Here is a 14958-nt window from a genome sequence, read left to right as displayed (position 1 = left end):
GGATCTCGTCCCGCGCGGGATCCCGGACGGGCACGGCCTCATGCGCAAGGGGGCGGGGCAGGATGGCGGAGCCGGAGTTCACGGCCACGGGCGTGCGGATCGGGAAGGGGCTGCGGTCCCTCACCCGGGCCGGAGAGGTCCGCATCAGGGACGGCAGACTGCGGCTACTCACGAGTTACGGCAGTGAGATCGACAGTGCCCCGGTGCGGGCCGTGCGCGCGTCGAAACCCTGGTTCGCGCCGGAGGGCCGGGCGTTGGCCGATGTCAACGGCACCCGCTACTCGCTGACCCTCGGCGACCGGGACCCCGCTCCGGGACGGCCGCGGCCCTCGTCGGCGCGACGGTTCATCGAGGCGATCCGCAAGGCGGGCGGGCGCGACGACTGAGCGTGGCGCGAGTTGCAGGACGTCACCCGGTGCGTCACGCTGGTCTCACATCACTCTCGGTTTACCGGCGATTACGCTGAAGAACCAGCCCGCCGGTCACGACCGCGGGCGGCCCCCGTACGAAGCCGTTCCGCACCCAGCGGCCGGAGTACTCCGCCGCACAGCAGGCGGCACGCAGGCCAGCCCTCCTGCTGGATCCGATCCCGTCGTCTTCCGGACTCAATTCGGGGAGTCGCAGCCGTGATCAGCCAGCCAAGCAGGCACTGCACGGTGGAGCTCCAAGCCCTGCCGTCGCGGATCGGCCAGGTCCGCAGAATCGTATCGGCGCAGTTGCGCTACTGGCACCTCGATCCCCTGATCGACCGGGCCGCGCTCGGTGTGACGGAACTGTTGACGAACGTCCACCTGCACGCCCGGCCCGACAAGACGTGCACCGTGGAGATGGAGCTGCTGCTCGACCGGCTCACCGTCTCGGTGCACGATCACGACCCGCGCCTGCCCGAACTGCGCGAGGCGGACGGCGCCGCCACCAGCGGACGCGGTCTGGCGATGGTCGCGGCGGTGGCCGACAGCTGGGGGGCACACCCGGACGGTGACTCGGGCAAGGTCGTCTGGTTCACGCTCCCCGCATCGGCGTCGGCGCCCACCCGTCCGGTGCCGGCTCTCACGCCGCACGAGAAGCCCCTCGAAGCGCCGGCCCGCGCCCTCGCGGTCGGCGACCGCACGACGGAACACACTCCCGCCCGGTCCGCCGTTGCCGGCTGACCGGGCGGTGACCCTCGGCCGGCAGACGGCCGGCGCGGGCTCCACCCGGTCGTTCCGCGGCATCGGCGGGCCGCACACCGAGACGGACCGAGACGGACCCTCACCCGGCCGGAGGCAGCCCGGCGAGGGCACCGGCCGTGAGGCCCGCCGTGCTCCGCCGCCCCGAGGGGGCGGCGGAGGCGTCCGGCACGGCTTTGGCAGCGCCTTCGCGGTGCCGCCCGAGGAGCGCCGGCTCCGGGCGGAGCACGGTCCGCAGCTGGGACGGGGGTTCCGGCCGACGGGGCGGCGCTCCCCCGACGGACCGAATCCGCGGGTGCGCTCGGGGATCGCCGACGCGAGCGCCCGGGGCGGAGGGTGAGGGACGGAAGGTCATGCGGCATCGCGCCTGCCCGTACGGCCGAACTGCTCGTCCAGGACGGAGGGCCGGCGCCAGTACTCGTCCTCGTCGATCTCGCCGGAGGCGAAGCGGCGGCCGAGGACGGCGACCGGCCTCGCCCGCCGGACGGCCGTCCACCGCGCGCCACGGTGCGCCACGGCCCCGCCGGACGGTGCGGCGCAGGACGACCACGGCGCCGAGTACGACGGCCGCCCAGATCAGCGGGAAGAACAGGATCCAGGGGCCGGGGCCGCCGCCCCAGCGGACCAGGGTCTGCATCGCGGGTCATCTCCTCGGTCGGTTCTGCGGTGATACCTCGAGACTCGCGGCGAAAGGGGGTGCGGGTCGTCGTACCGTCGGCGGCAGTGCGGACACCCCGCCGGGAGTAGCGGGAGCAAGCGGGCGTCCACCCGCGACTCCGGGACCTGACGAGGCTGAAATCTGTAACTACTAGTATGTACAGTGTCGGCATGAGCACCCCGGAGCGACTGATCGAATCCACCCGCGAGCTGCTGTGGGAGCGCGGCTACGTGGGCACGAGCCCCAAGGCGATCCTTGAGCGCGCGGGCGCCGGCCAGGGCAGCATGTACCACCACTTCAAGGGCAAGCCGGACCTGGCGCTCGCCGCGATCCGCCGCACCGCCAAGGAGATGTGCGCCACCGCGCGGGGCGTGCTCGGCGGGCCCGGAACGCCGTACGAGCGGATCGAGGCGTATCTGCGGCGTGAGCGTGACGTGCTGCGCGGCTGCCCCATCGGCCGGCTGACGATGGACCCGGACGTGGTCGGAAGCGACGATCTGCGCGGCCCCGTCGACGAGACGATCGACTGGCTGCGCGAGCGGCTCGCCGAAATCGTCGAAGAAGGCAAGGAACAGGGCCAGTTCGCGCCCTCCCTGGATGCCCGGGAGATCGCGGCGACGGTCCTCTCGACCGTCCAGGGCGGCTATGTGCTGGCCCGCGCCTCGGGTTCGCCGGCGGCCTTCGACGCCGGGGTGCGGGGCCTGCTCTCCCTTCTCCGACCGGCTTCCTGAGGAGTACCGCGTGCGCATCGCGAGACAGCGCGAGCCCGGCGCACGGCACCGGCACGGAGCCGGCCCCCGCGCCTTCATGACACACCTCGCGGTCTGCGAGGCGACCGGGGACCGCACGAGCACCGGGTGGAGCCCGCTCGCCGACCCCGACGACACCACCGCCTGAGGAGGCATCCGTTGCATGCCATGCAGTACGAGCTGGCCCTGCCCGCCGACTACGACATGGGCGTCATCCGCGGCCGCGTCTCCCGTGTCGGGCATCTCCTCGACGACTGGGGCGGCCTCGGCGTCAAGGTCTACCTGATGCGCGAGCGGGGTGTGCACGGCTCGCCGGTCAACCAGTACGCCCCGTTCTACCTGTGGAACACGGTGGAGGGCATGAACTCCTTCCTGTGGGGCGGCGCCTTCCAGGGGTTCGTGAGCGACTTCGGGCGTCCGGAGGTCCAGCAGTGGACGGGGCTGGCGTACGAGGAGGGAGCCGCCCCCGGCTCGCCCGCCGTCGTGGCCCTGTCCTCCCGAAGCTGCCGCGAAGTGACAAGTAGCGCTCTGTGATCAGAGTGGCGCCCGGTCAGAGGGTGCGTGGCGGGGTCCGGGGACGTCGTCCGCCCGGAGGGCGGCGAAGTCGACGTGCGCCTGCTCGACGGCTTCGGGGTACGCCTCGCGCTTGGCGTGCTCGGCCAGCGCCCGGTAGACGCTGGCCACCGAGGGGTTGTGGCCTTTGCGCTTGCCGGTGGGGATGAACAGGTCGGGCTGGATCTGCTCGACGGACTCGCCGCCCGCACGACGCCGCAGGACGGTGTGGAGCATGTCGTCGGTGATGACCGGGGGCCGGCCGCCGTGCTTGCCCTTGCGGGCGGCGGCGTCGAGCCCTTCCAGGGTGGACTCGCGGATGTTCTCCCGCTCGGTCTCCGCCATCGCGGCGAAGAACGCGAACAGCAGCTTGCCCGGCCCGGTGGGGTCGTAGAGGCCGGGCAGGGGTCCGGCGAGCATCTCCAGGATGAGGCCGTGGGCGGTGAGGTGGTCGGCGAGCGCGGTGAGTTCGGCGGCGTCGCGGCCGAGCCGCTTCATCTCGTAGACGGTGAAGATGACCCGGCAGTGCGGGGCGTGCGCCTTGACCTCCCGCGCGGTCCGCAGCGCCTCCTCGAACCGGGGCCGGACCCGTACGCGGGTGCTGATCTTCTCGCTGAAGATCTTGTCCCGGGGGATGCCGTGTCCGGCGAGCGCGTCGAGCTGGGAGTCGAGTTCCTGGCCGAGGGTGGAGCAGCGGGCGTAGCCGATGCGGATGTCCGCTCCCGGCAGGTCCGGGTCGGCCGGGGCCGGGGGCGGGGTGCCCGGCCGCCAGGGCCGGCCGGGCCCGCGGTCGGCGGGGGTGGGCACGCGCAGTGCCTTCTTCAGCCGGGGCACCAGGGTGAAGCGGCGGGTGTGGTAGGCGGAGGCGACGGCGCCGCCGCGTGAGCGGCAGGGGGATCCGGGCTGGGCTTCGCACTTCGGACAGGCGTGCGCTTCGACGTCGTCGCCGTCCGACCGGCCGGTCTGCGGGGAGTGCTGAGGGTCCGTCATGAGCCCGGATTTTCGCACAATGCAAGTCTCAGAAGGGGGTCCGTGCCGCTTTCGAGTGAGAACGGGTTGTGAGAGCGAATGCGGGTCCGGCGGCGGTATGGCGGCGGTATGGCGGCTCGTTTCCGATCTTACTCGGGCAAAGGAGCGTTTGTGAGAGTAGCCATGCGTTCAGCTCTGACCCTCGCTTCACGTTGGGGAAGATCGCCGGGGCGTGATAGGCGGCGGCGCGGTCGCCTGTTCGAGCTTCGTAGGAAGGAGTGACGCCTCGCCGGGCCTGCGGCTGTCGGGCTTCGCGCGAATCGGGCCCACGGGCCGCGCGGGCCCGATTCGCCGGTGGGGAGCGAGGAAGTACTGGCACCCGGTCAGAACGCCCGGTGAAAAACGTCCGCCCATTCCCTGACCACGGTGGCGATCTGGCCGGAGGCGGCGGCAGCCTGGGTGATTGCGGCGAGAGCCGCCGCCCCCCGGCTGCGGTTGCGCCCTTGGCCCGGTGCGGCCATGCCCTCGGCCATGTCGGCGACATGGTCGAGTAGGGTGCCGCGTTGCTCCGGGGAGAGGTTCTGCTCCGCTTGCACGGCGGCGGTCAGCGCTTCGAGTGCCTCGGCCTGTTCGGGCTCCCTCCGTTCGATCACCTTGGCGATGGTGGAGTTGATGTTGGTCAGCGTGTTCGCGATTTGTACGACGCTGTCGCTGATGTTGAATCGCGGCTCCGGGCCGCCTTCACCAGAAGCCCTGGCGTAGTCGGGCATGCGGGTGTGCACCTCCAGCAGGTAGTCGAGCACCAGCGCCGCGTGGGCGTAGTGCAGCAGGTGTCCCAACTCGGGAACAAGGGCGTCACCGACAGCCTCGACGTCGGTGCACGCCTGTAGGGCTGTCAGGTAGCGATTGCGGACCTCGGCGGTTCGGAAGCCGTCGAGCAGATGCAGGTCGAAGCCGGGAAAGGGACGTGCGGTCTGAGCGGGGTCAGCGGCCTGCCTGGCGAAGCAGGCGGCAACGGTGTGGATCTGTGCCTGAATCTCCGCGGCCACTACCTCTGAGGCTGAGTCCTCCCGGAGTATCGCGTGGCTGAGTGCTGGCCGTCGTTCAGGCGGTGGGACAGACAGGGTCGTCAGTTCCGCCGCGAGTGCACGAAGATCGTCACAGAGTCCATTGAGGTACTTTTCCCACTGGCCGGGCGGTCGAGTGGGAGGACCCGGCGGCTTGGAGGCGTACCGGCTGCTCTTGCGCCACTCGCGCAGCTGTCGTTGATACGCGTTGAGGCGTGCCAGCTTCTTCTCGGCGGGCGGGTATAGATGGGCCAGGACGGTGGTCCGTCCGGTCAGCCAGGCGAGCACGGTGTACAGACGCTCAGCGGTCTCGGGAAGGGGGCGGGAACCCTCACGCAAGTCACTCCATTCCCCAAGCTGAGGTTCATCCGCTTCCCGGTACCTGCTCTGCGTGCAGCCATGAGCTGGCAGCGAGAGTGCGGCAGCATGCTCCACTGCCTCGGCGGCCACGAAGCGGACCAACCCCGACAGAGCGGCGGCACAGGCATAGGTAGCGACGTCAAGACGGGGTAGAAGGACAGAGGACGGCCCGCGTCCGTCCCTCACATAAAGCAGTCGGGGGAGCGAGTCTGCAGGAACAACGCTGGCGGGGGGAGGACGGTGGCTCTCGTCCTGTTCCGGGTGCTCTTTCGCCAGCTCTCCCAGCCAGGCACGGGCCTTCTGGCCGCGTTGGGCCATTTTGAGCGCGTCGGCGTCGCGCCTACGCGCCTCCTTTTCGCGCTTCTCGTCCTGGGCTGCCTCCTGTTGCTTGGTCTCGTATTTGCTCCACAGGTACATGCCACCGACAGCCGCCGATCCCCAGAAGTACACGGTGTCGCCGTATTCGCCTACCTGCGGTGAGAGGAGCAAGCCGACGAACCAGAGGACTCCCCACCACATGCGCACCCCCGCCAGCGGACGCTCCATCGCCGCGCATCAGCAGCCTCCTGAAGCCTTATTCGTGCCCAACAGTCCTTTCTATCGCGCCGGGTTGCCGCAGAACGCCAGACGCGAGAAGAAGTTGGTAAGCGCGGCCAGCCGCTCCATCTCATCCACGTCATCCGTGCAGCACTATCCGCCCTCGCCGGGCTGCGGCTGCCAGGCTTAGCGCAAGTCCGCCCATGGGCCGCGCGGGCCCGGATGTGCTCGCGCGCATGACCGACGTACCCACCCCGGCACTCGACACCGTCCGCGCCCTCGCCGCCTTCGTGAAGGCCCGCACCGAGGAAGGGGCCCAACGACTCGCGGAGCGCCTGCCCACGGGGCAGCGCGGCACGGCCGAGGCCGCCGAACTGCTCCGCATCCCCGCAGTCCTGGGCCCGGGCCGCCGAACTCGCCGCGCACCGCCTGGAGCGCGAGCTGGCCGGCGGGCAGCCGGACGACGAAGCGGTCCGGCTGCTGTGGCGGACGCTGCTGAACACCGCCCAGCCCTTCCACGCCCATCCCCACCTGCCCGAGGCCGCCCGGGGCGCCCTGGCGGCGGCCGGCCCGGTGTAGCGGGGTCAGGCCGGGGCTGTGACCGGCTCGCCGCTGCGCGGGCCGGGCACCGAAGCCGTCATGGCGGCGGCGAGGTCGAGGTGGGAGTTCATGTCCAGCTCGAACCGGCCGTAGGGGTTCACGTGCGTCCAGAACAGTGCGGACAGGGCCCGCCGGTCGGCGTCGGTGAGCCGCATCTGCCACCTCTCCTCGGCGAGGATCTCCTGGAGGAGCAGGGTGTTGACGTGCACGAGCGCGGACTGGAGCAGGTGCAGGGCGAGCATCGAGACCTCCTGAGACTCCTTGTCGGAGCCGGTCAGGTCGCCGTCCTTGCCGTAGAACAGGTCGTGGTTGGCGGAGCTCCAGTTCTCCACGACCTGGAGGCCGTCGTTGATCTCCCGGCGCAGTTCGGCGTCGGCGAGGTAGTCGCAGATGAACGCCGTCCGCACCGCGCGGCCGAGTTCTTCGATCGCCCGGTAGGTGGGGTGCTTGGGGCCGCCGCGGGTGAAGCGCCGCAGAACCTGCTCGGCCTCGGCGGTGCCCAGGCGCAGGGCGGTGGTGTACTTCACGATCTGGTCGTACTGCTGGGCGATCAGGTCCCAGTCGATCGTCTTGGTCGACAGCACCGGCGCCAGGCGGGGCCAGGTCTCGTCCTCACCGGCCGCCGGCCGGCACAGCCGTGCGGAGCCGACGTTCTTCAGCCGGGGGAGCAGGTTGAAGCCGAGCATGTGGGCGAAGGCGAATCCGACGATGGAAGCACCGTGGGTGTCGGTGTACTGGCGGTCGATCTCCACGTCCGTGCAGTGCCGCAGCACGCCCTCGATCATCGCGGCGACCTCGCTCGCGGAGCAGGACTTGAGCTGGGAGTACACGCACAGCGACTTCCGCTCGACGTGCCAGTAGATCATCACGCCGGGCCCGCGGTAGCGCTGGTGCCGCTCGGTCATGAAGTTGCTGGACCAGGACCCGAACTTCTTCGAATCGCTCGCGCAGGCGGTGCCCTCGCCCCACCACGCGGCATCGCGGGCGGCGAAGGTGGCGTTGACGAGGCGGACCAGGGCGGCGCGCAGGTTGGTGCGGTTGACGAACAGGTGCCGCACCCGGCGCAGGACGGCCTCGCTCTCGCCGTGCTTGCCGGTCACCGCGACCCGCTTGATGCCCATGTTCGTGCCCAGCGCGAACAGCACGAGCAGCAGCCGGCGCCGCAGCACCGCCTTCGGGACCGCCTCCCTCGTAGCCACGGAGGCGAACTCGGACGTGAACCCGGTGGCGAACTCGGCCTCCTTGAGGATGTCGATCAGGTCGATGGTGCCCCAGCGCCGTTCGATCTCCGCCTTCAGCGCGACCAGGTTCTCCGGCTCCGCCTGCCTGCCCAGCGGCGAGACCTTGATCCACGGCTCGCCGTGCCTGCGGACGATGTCCACCCCGCCCGTGGTGCCCAGCTCCAGCGCGGTGTCGAAGCGGGTCAGGGCCTCCCGCAGCCGCTTCTGCAACGCCCCGATGAACGCCCCGGGGTCTTGCGGCTGGCGGATCGCGTCGTAGTGAACGTCGCGGTTGTCCTCGAAGTCGGGGGGCAGGTCGTCCTCCGGGTTCTGCCACCGCCCCGCCCCCGGCACCCAGATCTCCCGGCGCCGCAGCGCGTCCCGCAGCGACACCAACACGCACAGCTCGTACGGGATGCGCTCGACACGGCCGCGCTCGTCCACCACGGCCTTGCGCCACTCCTCGCGCACCACCCCGGTCAGCGGGATCTTCTCCGACTCGTCGAAGAACGCGCCCTCCTTGGCGATGGGCTGGTCCAGGTACCGCTTCAGCAGGTCGATGGCGTCCATCACCGGCCGGTAGGCGGTGTTGTTGCACTTCAGCTCCAGCGCCCCCAGCAGCGGGGAGAGCATCCGCCGCCAGTGCCCCGAGTACGACGACCGCAGCACCGTGCGCACCCGGGCCCGGTAGCGGGCCTCGTTCGCCGCCGCCTCCGCCGCCAGGGCCTTCAGCGTGGACTCCCCGGCCACCGGGAAGATCACCTTGCGGACTGTGCCGCCCGGCTCCGCGACCGCGGCCTCCGCCAGCCTGAGCAGGATGCCCTCCTTGCCGCGCACCCGCTTGAGGTCCTTGGTGAACTCGCCCTCGACCTTCTTCTCCGCCCGCGTGTTGATCCGCTGCACCAGCTGGATGAACAGCTCCACCAGCGAGTCAGTGATCTCCGTCTGCCGCACGTGGCACAGCGCGGCCAGCAGCGTGTACCGCACCGGTCCGGCTGCCGCCCGCAGGTCCGAGGGGTACTCCTTCGACGCCCGCGCCCGCCACGCCGCCACCAGCTTCTCCGACACGTCCCCGAACAGCTCCGGCGCCAGCTCCAGCCCGCGCACCCGCTGGAGCTTGTTCACCTCCGCCAGCAGACTGTCCAGACCCAGCGCGCCCGGGTCCGCCTTCAGCTCGGAGAAGAACGACACCCCGCCGCCCGCCGACTCCTCACCGCCGGCGTCCTCGGCGACCAGGTCGTCCAGCCGGGACCGGGTTGCCGCCGACAACCGGCCCACCGTGGCCGTACAGAACCGCTTCTCGAAGGTGGTCACCGGCGACCCGACCAGCCGGGCGATGCGTCCCGGCGTCGGCGGCTCCATCCGGTCCCCCCGGCAGCGCACCACCACTGCCTCCGCCAGCCGGTCCCGGTTCAGCTCCACCCCGCACAGCTCCGACGCCAGCCACTCGGCGAGCTGCGCCTGGTCCTCCTCCGTGCACTCCCTAAACCCGAACGCACCCCGGATCTCCACCCGGTGCCGCTTGATCGCCCGCCCCGACCAGTCGTACGCGGCCCACTCCTCGGCCGGCACCTTCACCTGCTGGGCCACGTACGACACCGCGGGCACCGGGATCTCCCCGACATCCTCCGGGAACCGGGCCTCCACCTCGAAGAACTTCAGCAACAACGCGAACCCCAGCCGGTTCGCCCCCGACTTGTTCCGCAGCCACTCCTGGTCCTCCTCCAGCAGCGTCCAGACCTCGATCAGGTCCTCCGGCTCCCAGTCCTGCCTCACCCCGCGCTCCCTCCGGTCGTCGTGACCGGACCAACCTCGCGGAACCGCTCCCTCAACAACCCCAGAAGATAAGAAACCCGGACAAGCACACCCCCGCTTTGCTACAGAGCGCTACTTGTCACTTCGCGGCAGCTTCGGGAGGACAGGGCCGTCGTCGCCGTGCGGCGGCGGCAGCAGGTGCCGGAGGGGGCGCGGCTGTCCGACGTCATGGAGGACGCCGTGCGCGAGACCGGGCGGCTCGCCGCGCAGAACGGCGCGGTGCTCGCGGCGGCGGCCGCCGATCCACGCCGCTGGGAGCTGGTGCACTTCTCGCTCTGGGACCACGACACCCCGAAGGCCGCAGGGGAGGTCTTCCAGGTGCTGCACGTGTCGGCCCCTGGGCGGGGCGCGCTGCCGCGAGGACGGCAGTGGTGAGCCGTGTCCGCCCCGTCCTCGGCGATGTGCACCCCGCGGAACCGGGCGTCTGCGACGCCGACGACCATCTCTTCCTCTGCAGTCCCGTGTTCCCCGGCCAGGAGCTGAGCGACGCCTGCGCCGTCCGGGCCGGGCCGACCGCGTTCCGCGCGGCGGGCGGGTCGAGCGTCGTCCGGTGGACGCCGTACGGCATGGGACGGCGGACCGCGGACCTTCCGGAACTCTCCCGGACCACCGGGTCCACGTGGTCTGCGCGGCCGGACCGCACCGGGCGGCGCACTGTTCCCCGGGTGTGCTCGACGAGCTGCGCGGCCGGCTCGCCGACGTCTTCGTTTCCGAACCGGCCGAGGGCATCGGCACGTCGGGGGTCCGATCCGGGCTCGTCAAGGTCGCGGGCGGCTTCCACTCCCTCGACGCGCACGCCCGCTGGACGATGGCCGCGGCGGCCGAGGCGCACCACGCGACGGGCGCCCCGATCGCCGTGCACCTGGAGCTGGGCACCGGCGCCCCCGGCGTACTCGACCTGCTGTGCGGCGAGCCGGGGGTCGCACCGCACCGGGTGATCCCCGGGCACCTCAACCGCTCCCCCGACCCGGTGATCCAGCGGCAGGCCGCCGACGCGGGCGCCCATCTGGCCTTCGACGGGCCGTCCCGGGCCCGTCACGCCACGGACCGGCGCAGGCCCGACGCCGTGCGGGCGCTGGCGGAGGCGGGTTCGGGCACGGGCTGCTGCTCGGCGGGGACACCGTCACCGCCGGGGCGCGGTCGGTCGACGGCGGTCCTGGGATGCCGTATCTGCTGCGCCGGGTACAGCCGCGGCTGAAGGCCGCCCCGGGGACGGAGCTGGTCCGCCTCGTCCTCACCGAGCACCCGGCCGGGCCCCCGCCGTCGACTGGCCCCGACCGCCGACGGCGGGAGACGGCGCGCGGCCCGCCTGGGCCGCGCGCCGTCTCCCGTCCCTGTCTCCCGTTCCCCCGTTGTTCCCCCGTCTCCCTCTCTCTCCGCGTCTCTCCGCGTCTCCCCTTCTCCGCGTCTCTCCGCGTCTCCCCTTCTCCGCGTCTCTCCGCGTCTCCCCCTTCTCCGCGTCTCTCCGCGTCTCTCCGCGTCTCCCCTTCTCCGTGTCTCTCCGCGTCTCCCCCTCTCCGCATCTCCCCCGAAAGGAGAACCCAGCATGCCCCTCGTCCGCATCGACGCCTTGGGGCCGACCGCGACCGGCTCGACGCGCTCGGCCGTGAAGTGCACGAGGCCCCGGTCGGGACGCTCGGCATCCCGCCCGACGACCGGTTCCAGGTCCTGACCGGCCATGACGGCACCCACGGCACCCTGCGCTACGACGACCGTCTCGGGGTGCATCGCGACGAGGGCATCGTGTTCATCGCGATCACGATGCGCTCCGGGCGCACGTCCGCGCAGAAGCAGGCGCTGCACCGGCGGATCGTCGAACCGGCCCGCACCTGCGCGGGGCCCGAGCCGCGCAGTGTGTTCGTCACCGTCACGGAGAACGCGCCGGCGGACTGGTCGCTCGGCAACGGGATGGCACAGTACCTCCCCCCTGACGGCCCGCCGCTCAGGCGAGTGCCGCCAGCGGATCGTCCAGCACCGGCTGCCACGCCAACTCGGCAGCGCCGACCAGGCTGTTGTGGTCGAGCGTGCACGCCAGGATCGGAACGCCGCCGCTGCGGCCCCACAGGCTGCGGTCGGCGACGACGGCCCGCAGCCGCTCGGGGTCGGCGTCGAGCAGGGTGCGGTGCAGTCCGCCGAGGATGATGCGGTCCGGGTTGAGGATGTTGACGAGCCCGGCGAGGCCGAGGCCCAGCCGGTCGATCAGCGTCCCGACGGCGGTACGGACGTCCGGGTCCGTCCGGTGTCCCGTACGGATGAGGTCGTTGGCCTGCTGGAGCTGGGAGACCTCGGGGCCGGCCTCGCGGCCCGCCGCCGCGAGCAGGGCCAGCGGGTCCGCCTCCACATCGAGGCAGCCGCGGCTGCCGCAGTGGCAGGGGCGCCCCTCAGGGTTGACGGTGAGGTGCCCCACCTCCAGCGCGAGCCCGGAACTGCCGGTGTGCAGCCGCCCGTCCAGTACCAGCGCGCCGCCCACCCCCCGGTGTCCGGTGGCCACGCACAGCAGATCCCGGGACCCGCGGCCGGCGCCGTGCCGGTGCTCGGCGAGTGCGGCCAGGTTGACGTCGTTGGCGGCGAAGGCGGGCCCGGTGATGCCCGCGGCGCGCACACGCCCGGCGAATATCTCGCGGACGGGCGCGCCCGCGGGCCAGTCGAGGTGGAGGGGGTTCAGGGCGAGGCCCTCGGGCTCGGCGACCGCGGACGGCACGGCGAGACCCGCGCCCACACAGCGCCGGCCGGTCTCGCGCAGCAACTCGGCGACCGCGTCGACCACCGCGCCGAGCACCTTCGCCGGGTCGGCGTCGACGGTCTCGCAGCGGGGCGCGGTCGCCACGATCCGGCCGCCGAGCCCCACGAGTGCGGCCCGGAAACCGTCCGCGTGCACCTGGGCCGCGAGTGCGACGGGCCCGTCCTCGGCGACCGCGAGCCGGTGCGAGGGCCGTCCCTGCGCACCGGCGGCGGCCCCCGGGTGCGCGTCGACGCGGATCAGGCCCAGTGCCTCCAGTTCGGCGGCCACCGCTCCGGCGGTCGCGCGGGTGACGCCCAGCTCGGCGGTGAGCACGGCGCGCGTCGGCGCGCGGCCGGTGTGCACCAGTTCCAGCGCGGGACCGAGCGCGCCGCGCCCCCGGTCCAGGCGCGTGCGTGTGTTCCCTTCCCCTGCCGCCCGGGGGCCTGCCTTGCCGTTCATGAGGGCGAGTCTCCCATGATCGGCTCCGGGGCCGGGCCGCCGACGAACAGGTCCCCGCCGTACGGCTCCGCGTCCGGGCAGGGGTGTGCCCGGGCCCGCCCATGGACCGCGCCGGGTGCGACCGGTCTGCGGGCTCGCGGAAACAGCTCGGCGTCCACGACCCCATCATCACGGATCCGGGCCGGCGGGACCGCGCCCTCCGGCCGGGGACGGGGCCGGCCTGCGGCTGGGCTAGCCTGGACGGCGATGAACGACCCTCTGACCACGCCCTGGGGCGCGTACACGCTGACCCGCTTCCCGGAGGACCCCCGTGACCGCCTGCGCGCCTGGGACGCCTCCGACGCGTATCTGCTGCGGCACCTCGCAGCCGGCGGGATCCCCCTCAGCGGCGAGGTCGTGGTCGTCGGCGACCGGTGGGGCGCGCTCACCACGGCGCTCGCGGCGCACCGTCCCACGCAGATCACCGACTCGTTCCTGGCCCGCGAGGCGACCCGCGCGAACCTCGCGCGGGCCGGCGTCGAGACGGGTGCCGTACGGCTCCTGACCACCCGGGACGATCCGCCGTCCCGGGTCGACGTCCTCCTCGTGCGGATCCCGAAGAGCCTCGCGCTGCTGGAGGACCAGTTGCACCGGCTGGCGCCCGTGGTGCACGAGGGCACGGTCGTCGTCGGCACGGGCATGGTCAAGGAGATCCACACCTCGACGCTGAGGCTCTTCGAGCGGATCCTCGGGCCCACCCGCACCTCGCTCGCCGAGCAGAAGGCACGACTCGTCTTCTGCACCCCGGACCCGGGCCTCGAACGGGGCACGAACCCCTGGCCGTACCGGTACCGGCTCCCCGACAGCATCGGACCGGTGTCCGGCCGCACCGTCACCAACCACGCGGGCGTCTTCTGCGCGGACCGCCTCGACGTCGGGACCCGGTTCTTCCTGCGGCACCTGCCGCGTGGCACGGACGGCGGACGGGTCGTCGACCTGGGCTGCGGCAACGGGATCGTCGGGCTGGCCGCCGCGCTGGCCGATCCGCAGGCCGAGGTGCTCTTCGTCGACGAGTCGTACCAGGCGGTGGCCTCCGCGGCGGCGACCCACCGGGACAACGCGCGGGGGGCGGCGGAGTTCCTCGTGGGCGACGGCCTGACGGGGGTGCCCGATGCGAGCGTCGACCTCGTGCTCAACAACCCGCCGTTCCACTCCCACCAGGCGACGACGGACGCCACGGCCCGGCGCATGTTCACGGGGGCGCGACGCGTCCTGCGCCCGGGCGGCGAGCTGTGGGTGGTCGGCAACCGCCACCTGGGCTACCACGTGAAGCTGCGCCACCTGTTCGGCAGGTGCGAACTGGTCGCGAGCGACGCGAAGTTCGTGGTCCTGAAGGCCGTGAGGACGTAGCGGCGGCGGGACGGTACCGGGACGGGCTCATGGGGACACGTGGGCTGCCAGGTGTGCGTCACGGTCCCGGAGCACGGTGATGAGGCGGGCCACGGTGCGGGCCATCGCATCCCGCCCGGCCCCGAGGTATCCGCGCGCGTCGGCCGCCTCGGGACGCGCGGCGAGGGACTCCCGGACCGCACCTGTCATCGCGACGTTCAGGGCGGTCCCGATGTTGACCTTCGCGATGCCGCCGGCGACCGCCGCCCTCAGTTCGCCGTCCGGCAGCCCGGACGAGCCGTGCAGCACGAGCGGTACGTCGAGCGCGGCGCTCAGCCGCTTGAGCAGACCGTGGTCGAGTGCGGCCGTGCGAGTCGTCATGGCATGGGTGCTGCCGACCGCGACGGCCAGGGCGTCGACCCCCGCATGCGCCACGAAGGAGGCCGCCTCCCCCGGCTCGGTCCGGGCGCCGGGGGCGTGCGGGTCGGGCGGCGGTTCGCCGTTCTTGCCGCCGACCTGCCCCAACTCGGCCTCGATCCATAGCCCTTGGGCGTGGGCCCAGTCGGCCGCGGCGCGGGTGGCGGCGAGGTTCTCCTCGTAGGGCAGCCGGGCGGCGTCGTACATCACGGAGCTGAACCCGGCGTCGGGCGCCTGCCGGAGCAGGTCGTCGCTGTGGACGTGGTCGAGGTGGAGGGCGACCGGCACGGCGGCGC

10 protein-coding genes and 5 pseudogenes are annotated in these 14958 nt (G+C 72.4%); 9 read left to right on the top strand and 6 right to left on the bottom strand.

Annotated elements, in window-relative coordinates:
• The first annotated feature begins 62 nt into the window (after positions 1 to 62).
• A complete protein-coding gene (locus tag ACFSL4_RS26640) occupies positions 63 to 386 on the top strand; it encodes a hypothetical protein (protein WP_381087957.1) in 324 nt (107 codons plus the stop codon).
• Between the two features lie 240 nt (positions 387 to 626).
• A complete protein-coding gene (locus ACFSL4_RS26635; protein ID WP_381087954.1) occupies positions 627 to 1151 on the top strand; it encodes an ATP-binding protein in 525 nt (174 codons plus the stop codon).
• Positions 1152 to 1520: 369 nt separating this feature from the next.
• On the opposite strand, the pseudogene ACFSL4_RS26630 reads toward ACFSL4_RS26635, so the two are convergent.
• Positions 1521 to 1806 (bottom strand): annotated as a pseudogene (locus ACFSL4_RS26630) (SHOCT domain-containing protein).
• 191 nt (positions 1807 to 1997) lie between these two features.
• On the opposite strand from ACFSL4_RS26630, the gene ACFSL4_RS26625 reads away from it, so the two are divergent.
• The 3 genes and pseudogenes from ACFSL4_RS26625 to ACFSL4_RS26615 all read left to right on the top strand — a co-directional run.
• Entirely contained in the window at positions 1998 to 2558 is a 561-nt protein-coding gene (locus ACFSL4_RS26625) for a TetR/AcrR family transcriptional regulator (RefSeq protein ID WP_381087951.1), read from the top strand.
• A gap of 10 nt (positions 2559 to 2568) precedes the next feature.
• On the top strand, positions 2569 to 2724 hold the full coding sequence (locus ACFSL4_RS26620) for a cupin domain-containing protein (protein ID WP_381087949.1): 156 nt from the start codon (positions 2569 to 2571) through the stop codon (positions 2722 to 2724).
• Between the two features lie 11 nt (positions 2725 to 2735).
• Positions 2736 to 3077: pseudogene (locus ACFSL4_RS26615) on the top strand (DUF4865 family protein); the annotation flags it as partial.
• Between the two features lie 33 nt (positions 3078 to 3110).
• Here the strand turns inward: ACFSL4_RS26615 and ACFSL4_RS26610 are convergent.
• The 3 genes from ACFSL4_RS26610 to ACFSL4_RS26600 form a co-directional block, all read right to left on the bottom strand.
• Entirely contained in the window at positions 3111 to 4118 is a 1008-nt protein-coding gene (locus ACFSL4_RS26610; protein WP_381087947.1) for a recombinase family protein, read from the bottom strand.
• 362 nt (positions 4119 to 4480) lie between these two features.
• Positions 4481 to 6070, bottom strand: a complete 1590-nt coding sequence (locus ACFSL4_RS26605) for a hypothetical protein (RefSeq protein WP_381087944.1) — start codon at positions 6068 to 6070, stop codon at positions 4481 to 4483.
• Between the two features lie 575 nt (positions 6071 to 6645).
• Complete coding sequence (locus tag ACFSL4_RS26600; RefSeq protein ID WP_381087941.1) at positions 6646 to 9657, bottom strand: Tn3 family transposase; 3012 nt, start codon at positions 9655 to 9657, stop codon at positions 6646 to 6648.
• 147 nt (positions 9658 to 9804) lie between these two features.
• Between ACFSL4_RS26600 and ACFSL4_RS26595 the strand changes: the two are divergent.
• From ACFSL4_RS26595 to ACFSL4_RS26585, 3 pseudogenes are all read left to right on the top strand, one after another.
• A pseudogene (locus tag ACFSL4_RS26595) lies at positions 9805 to 10071 on the top strand (DUF4865 family protein); the annotation flags it as partial.
• Positions 10068 to 10967: pseudogene (locus tag ACFSL4_RS26590) on the top strand (phosphotriesterase family protein); the annotation flags it as partial. The pseudogenes ACFSL4_RS26595 and ACFSL4_RS26590, both read left to right, overlap by 4 nt.
• A 275-nt stretch (positions 10968 to 11242) precedes the next feature.
• Positions 11243 to 11619 (top strand): annotated as a pseudogene (locus tag ACFSL4_RS26585) (tautomerase family protein); the annotation flags it as partial.
• 19 nt (positions 11620 to 11638) lie between these two features.
• Here the strand turns inward: ACFSL4_RS26585 and ACFSL4_RS26580 are convergent.
• Positions 11639 to 12877, bottom strand: coding sequence for an ROK family protein (locus ACFSL4_RS26580; RefSeq protein ID WP_381087938.1), 1239 nt, complete (start codon positions 12875 to 12877; stop codon positions 11639 to 11641).
• 246 nt (positions 12878 to 13123) lie between these two features.
• Between ACFSL4_RS26580 and ACFSL4_RS26575 the strand changes: the two genes are divergently transcribed.
• Positions 13124 to 14266 carry a methyltransferase gene (locus ACFSL4_RS26575; protein WP_381087936.1) on the top strand — a complete coding sequence of 381 codons (1143 nt, stop codon included), beginning with the start codon at positions 13124 to 13126 and terminating at the stop codon, positions 14264 to 14266.
• Between the two features lie 27 nt (positions 14267 to 14293).
• On the opposite strand, the gene ACFSL4_RS26570 is transcribed toward ACFSL4_RS26575, so the two are convergent.
• Positions 14294 to 14958: class II fructose-bisphosphate aldolase (locus tag ACFSL4_RS26570; RefSeq protein ID WP_381087933.1), on the bottom strand; the 665-nt coding region annotated here is incomplete at its 5' end.

The sequence above is a fragment of the Streptomyces caeni genome (assembly GCF_042678285.1).
GTDB lineage: Bacteria > Actinomycetota > Actinomycetes > Streptomycetales > Streptomycetaceae > Streptomyces > Streptomyces caeni.
The sequence above is the reverse complement of the archived record's forward strand: the minus strand, read 5'-3'. Positions and strand labels throughout refer to the sequence as shown.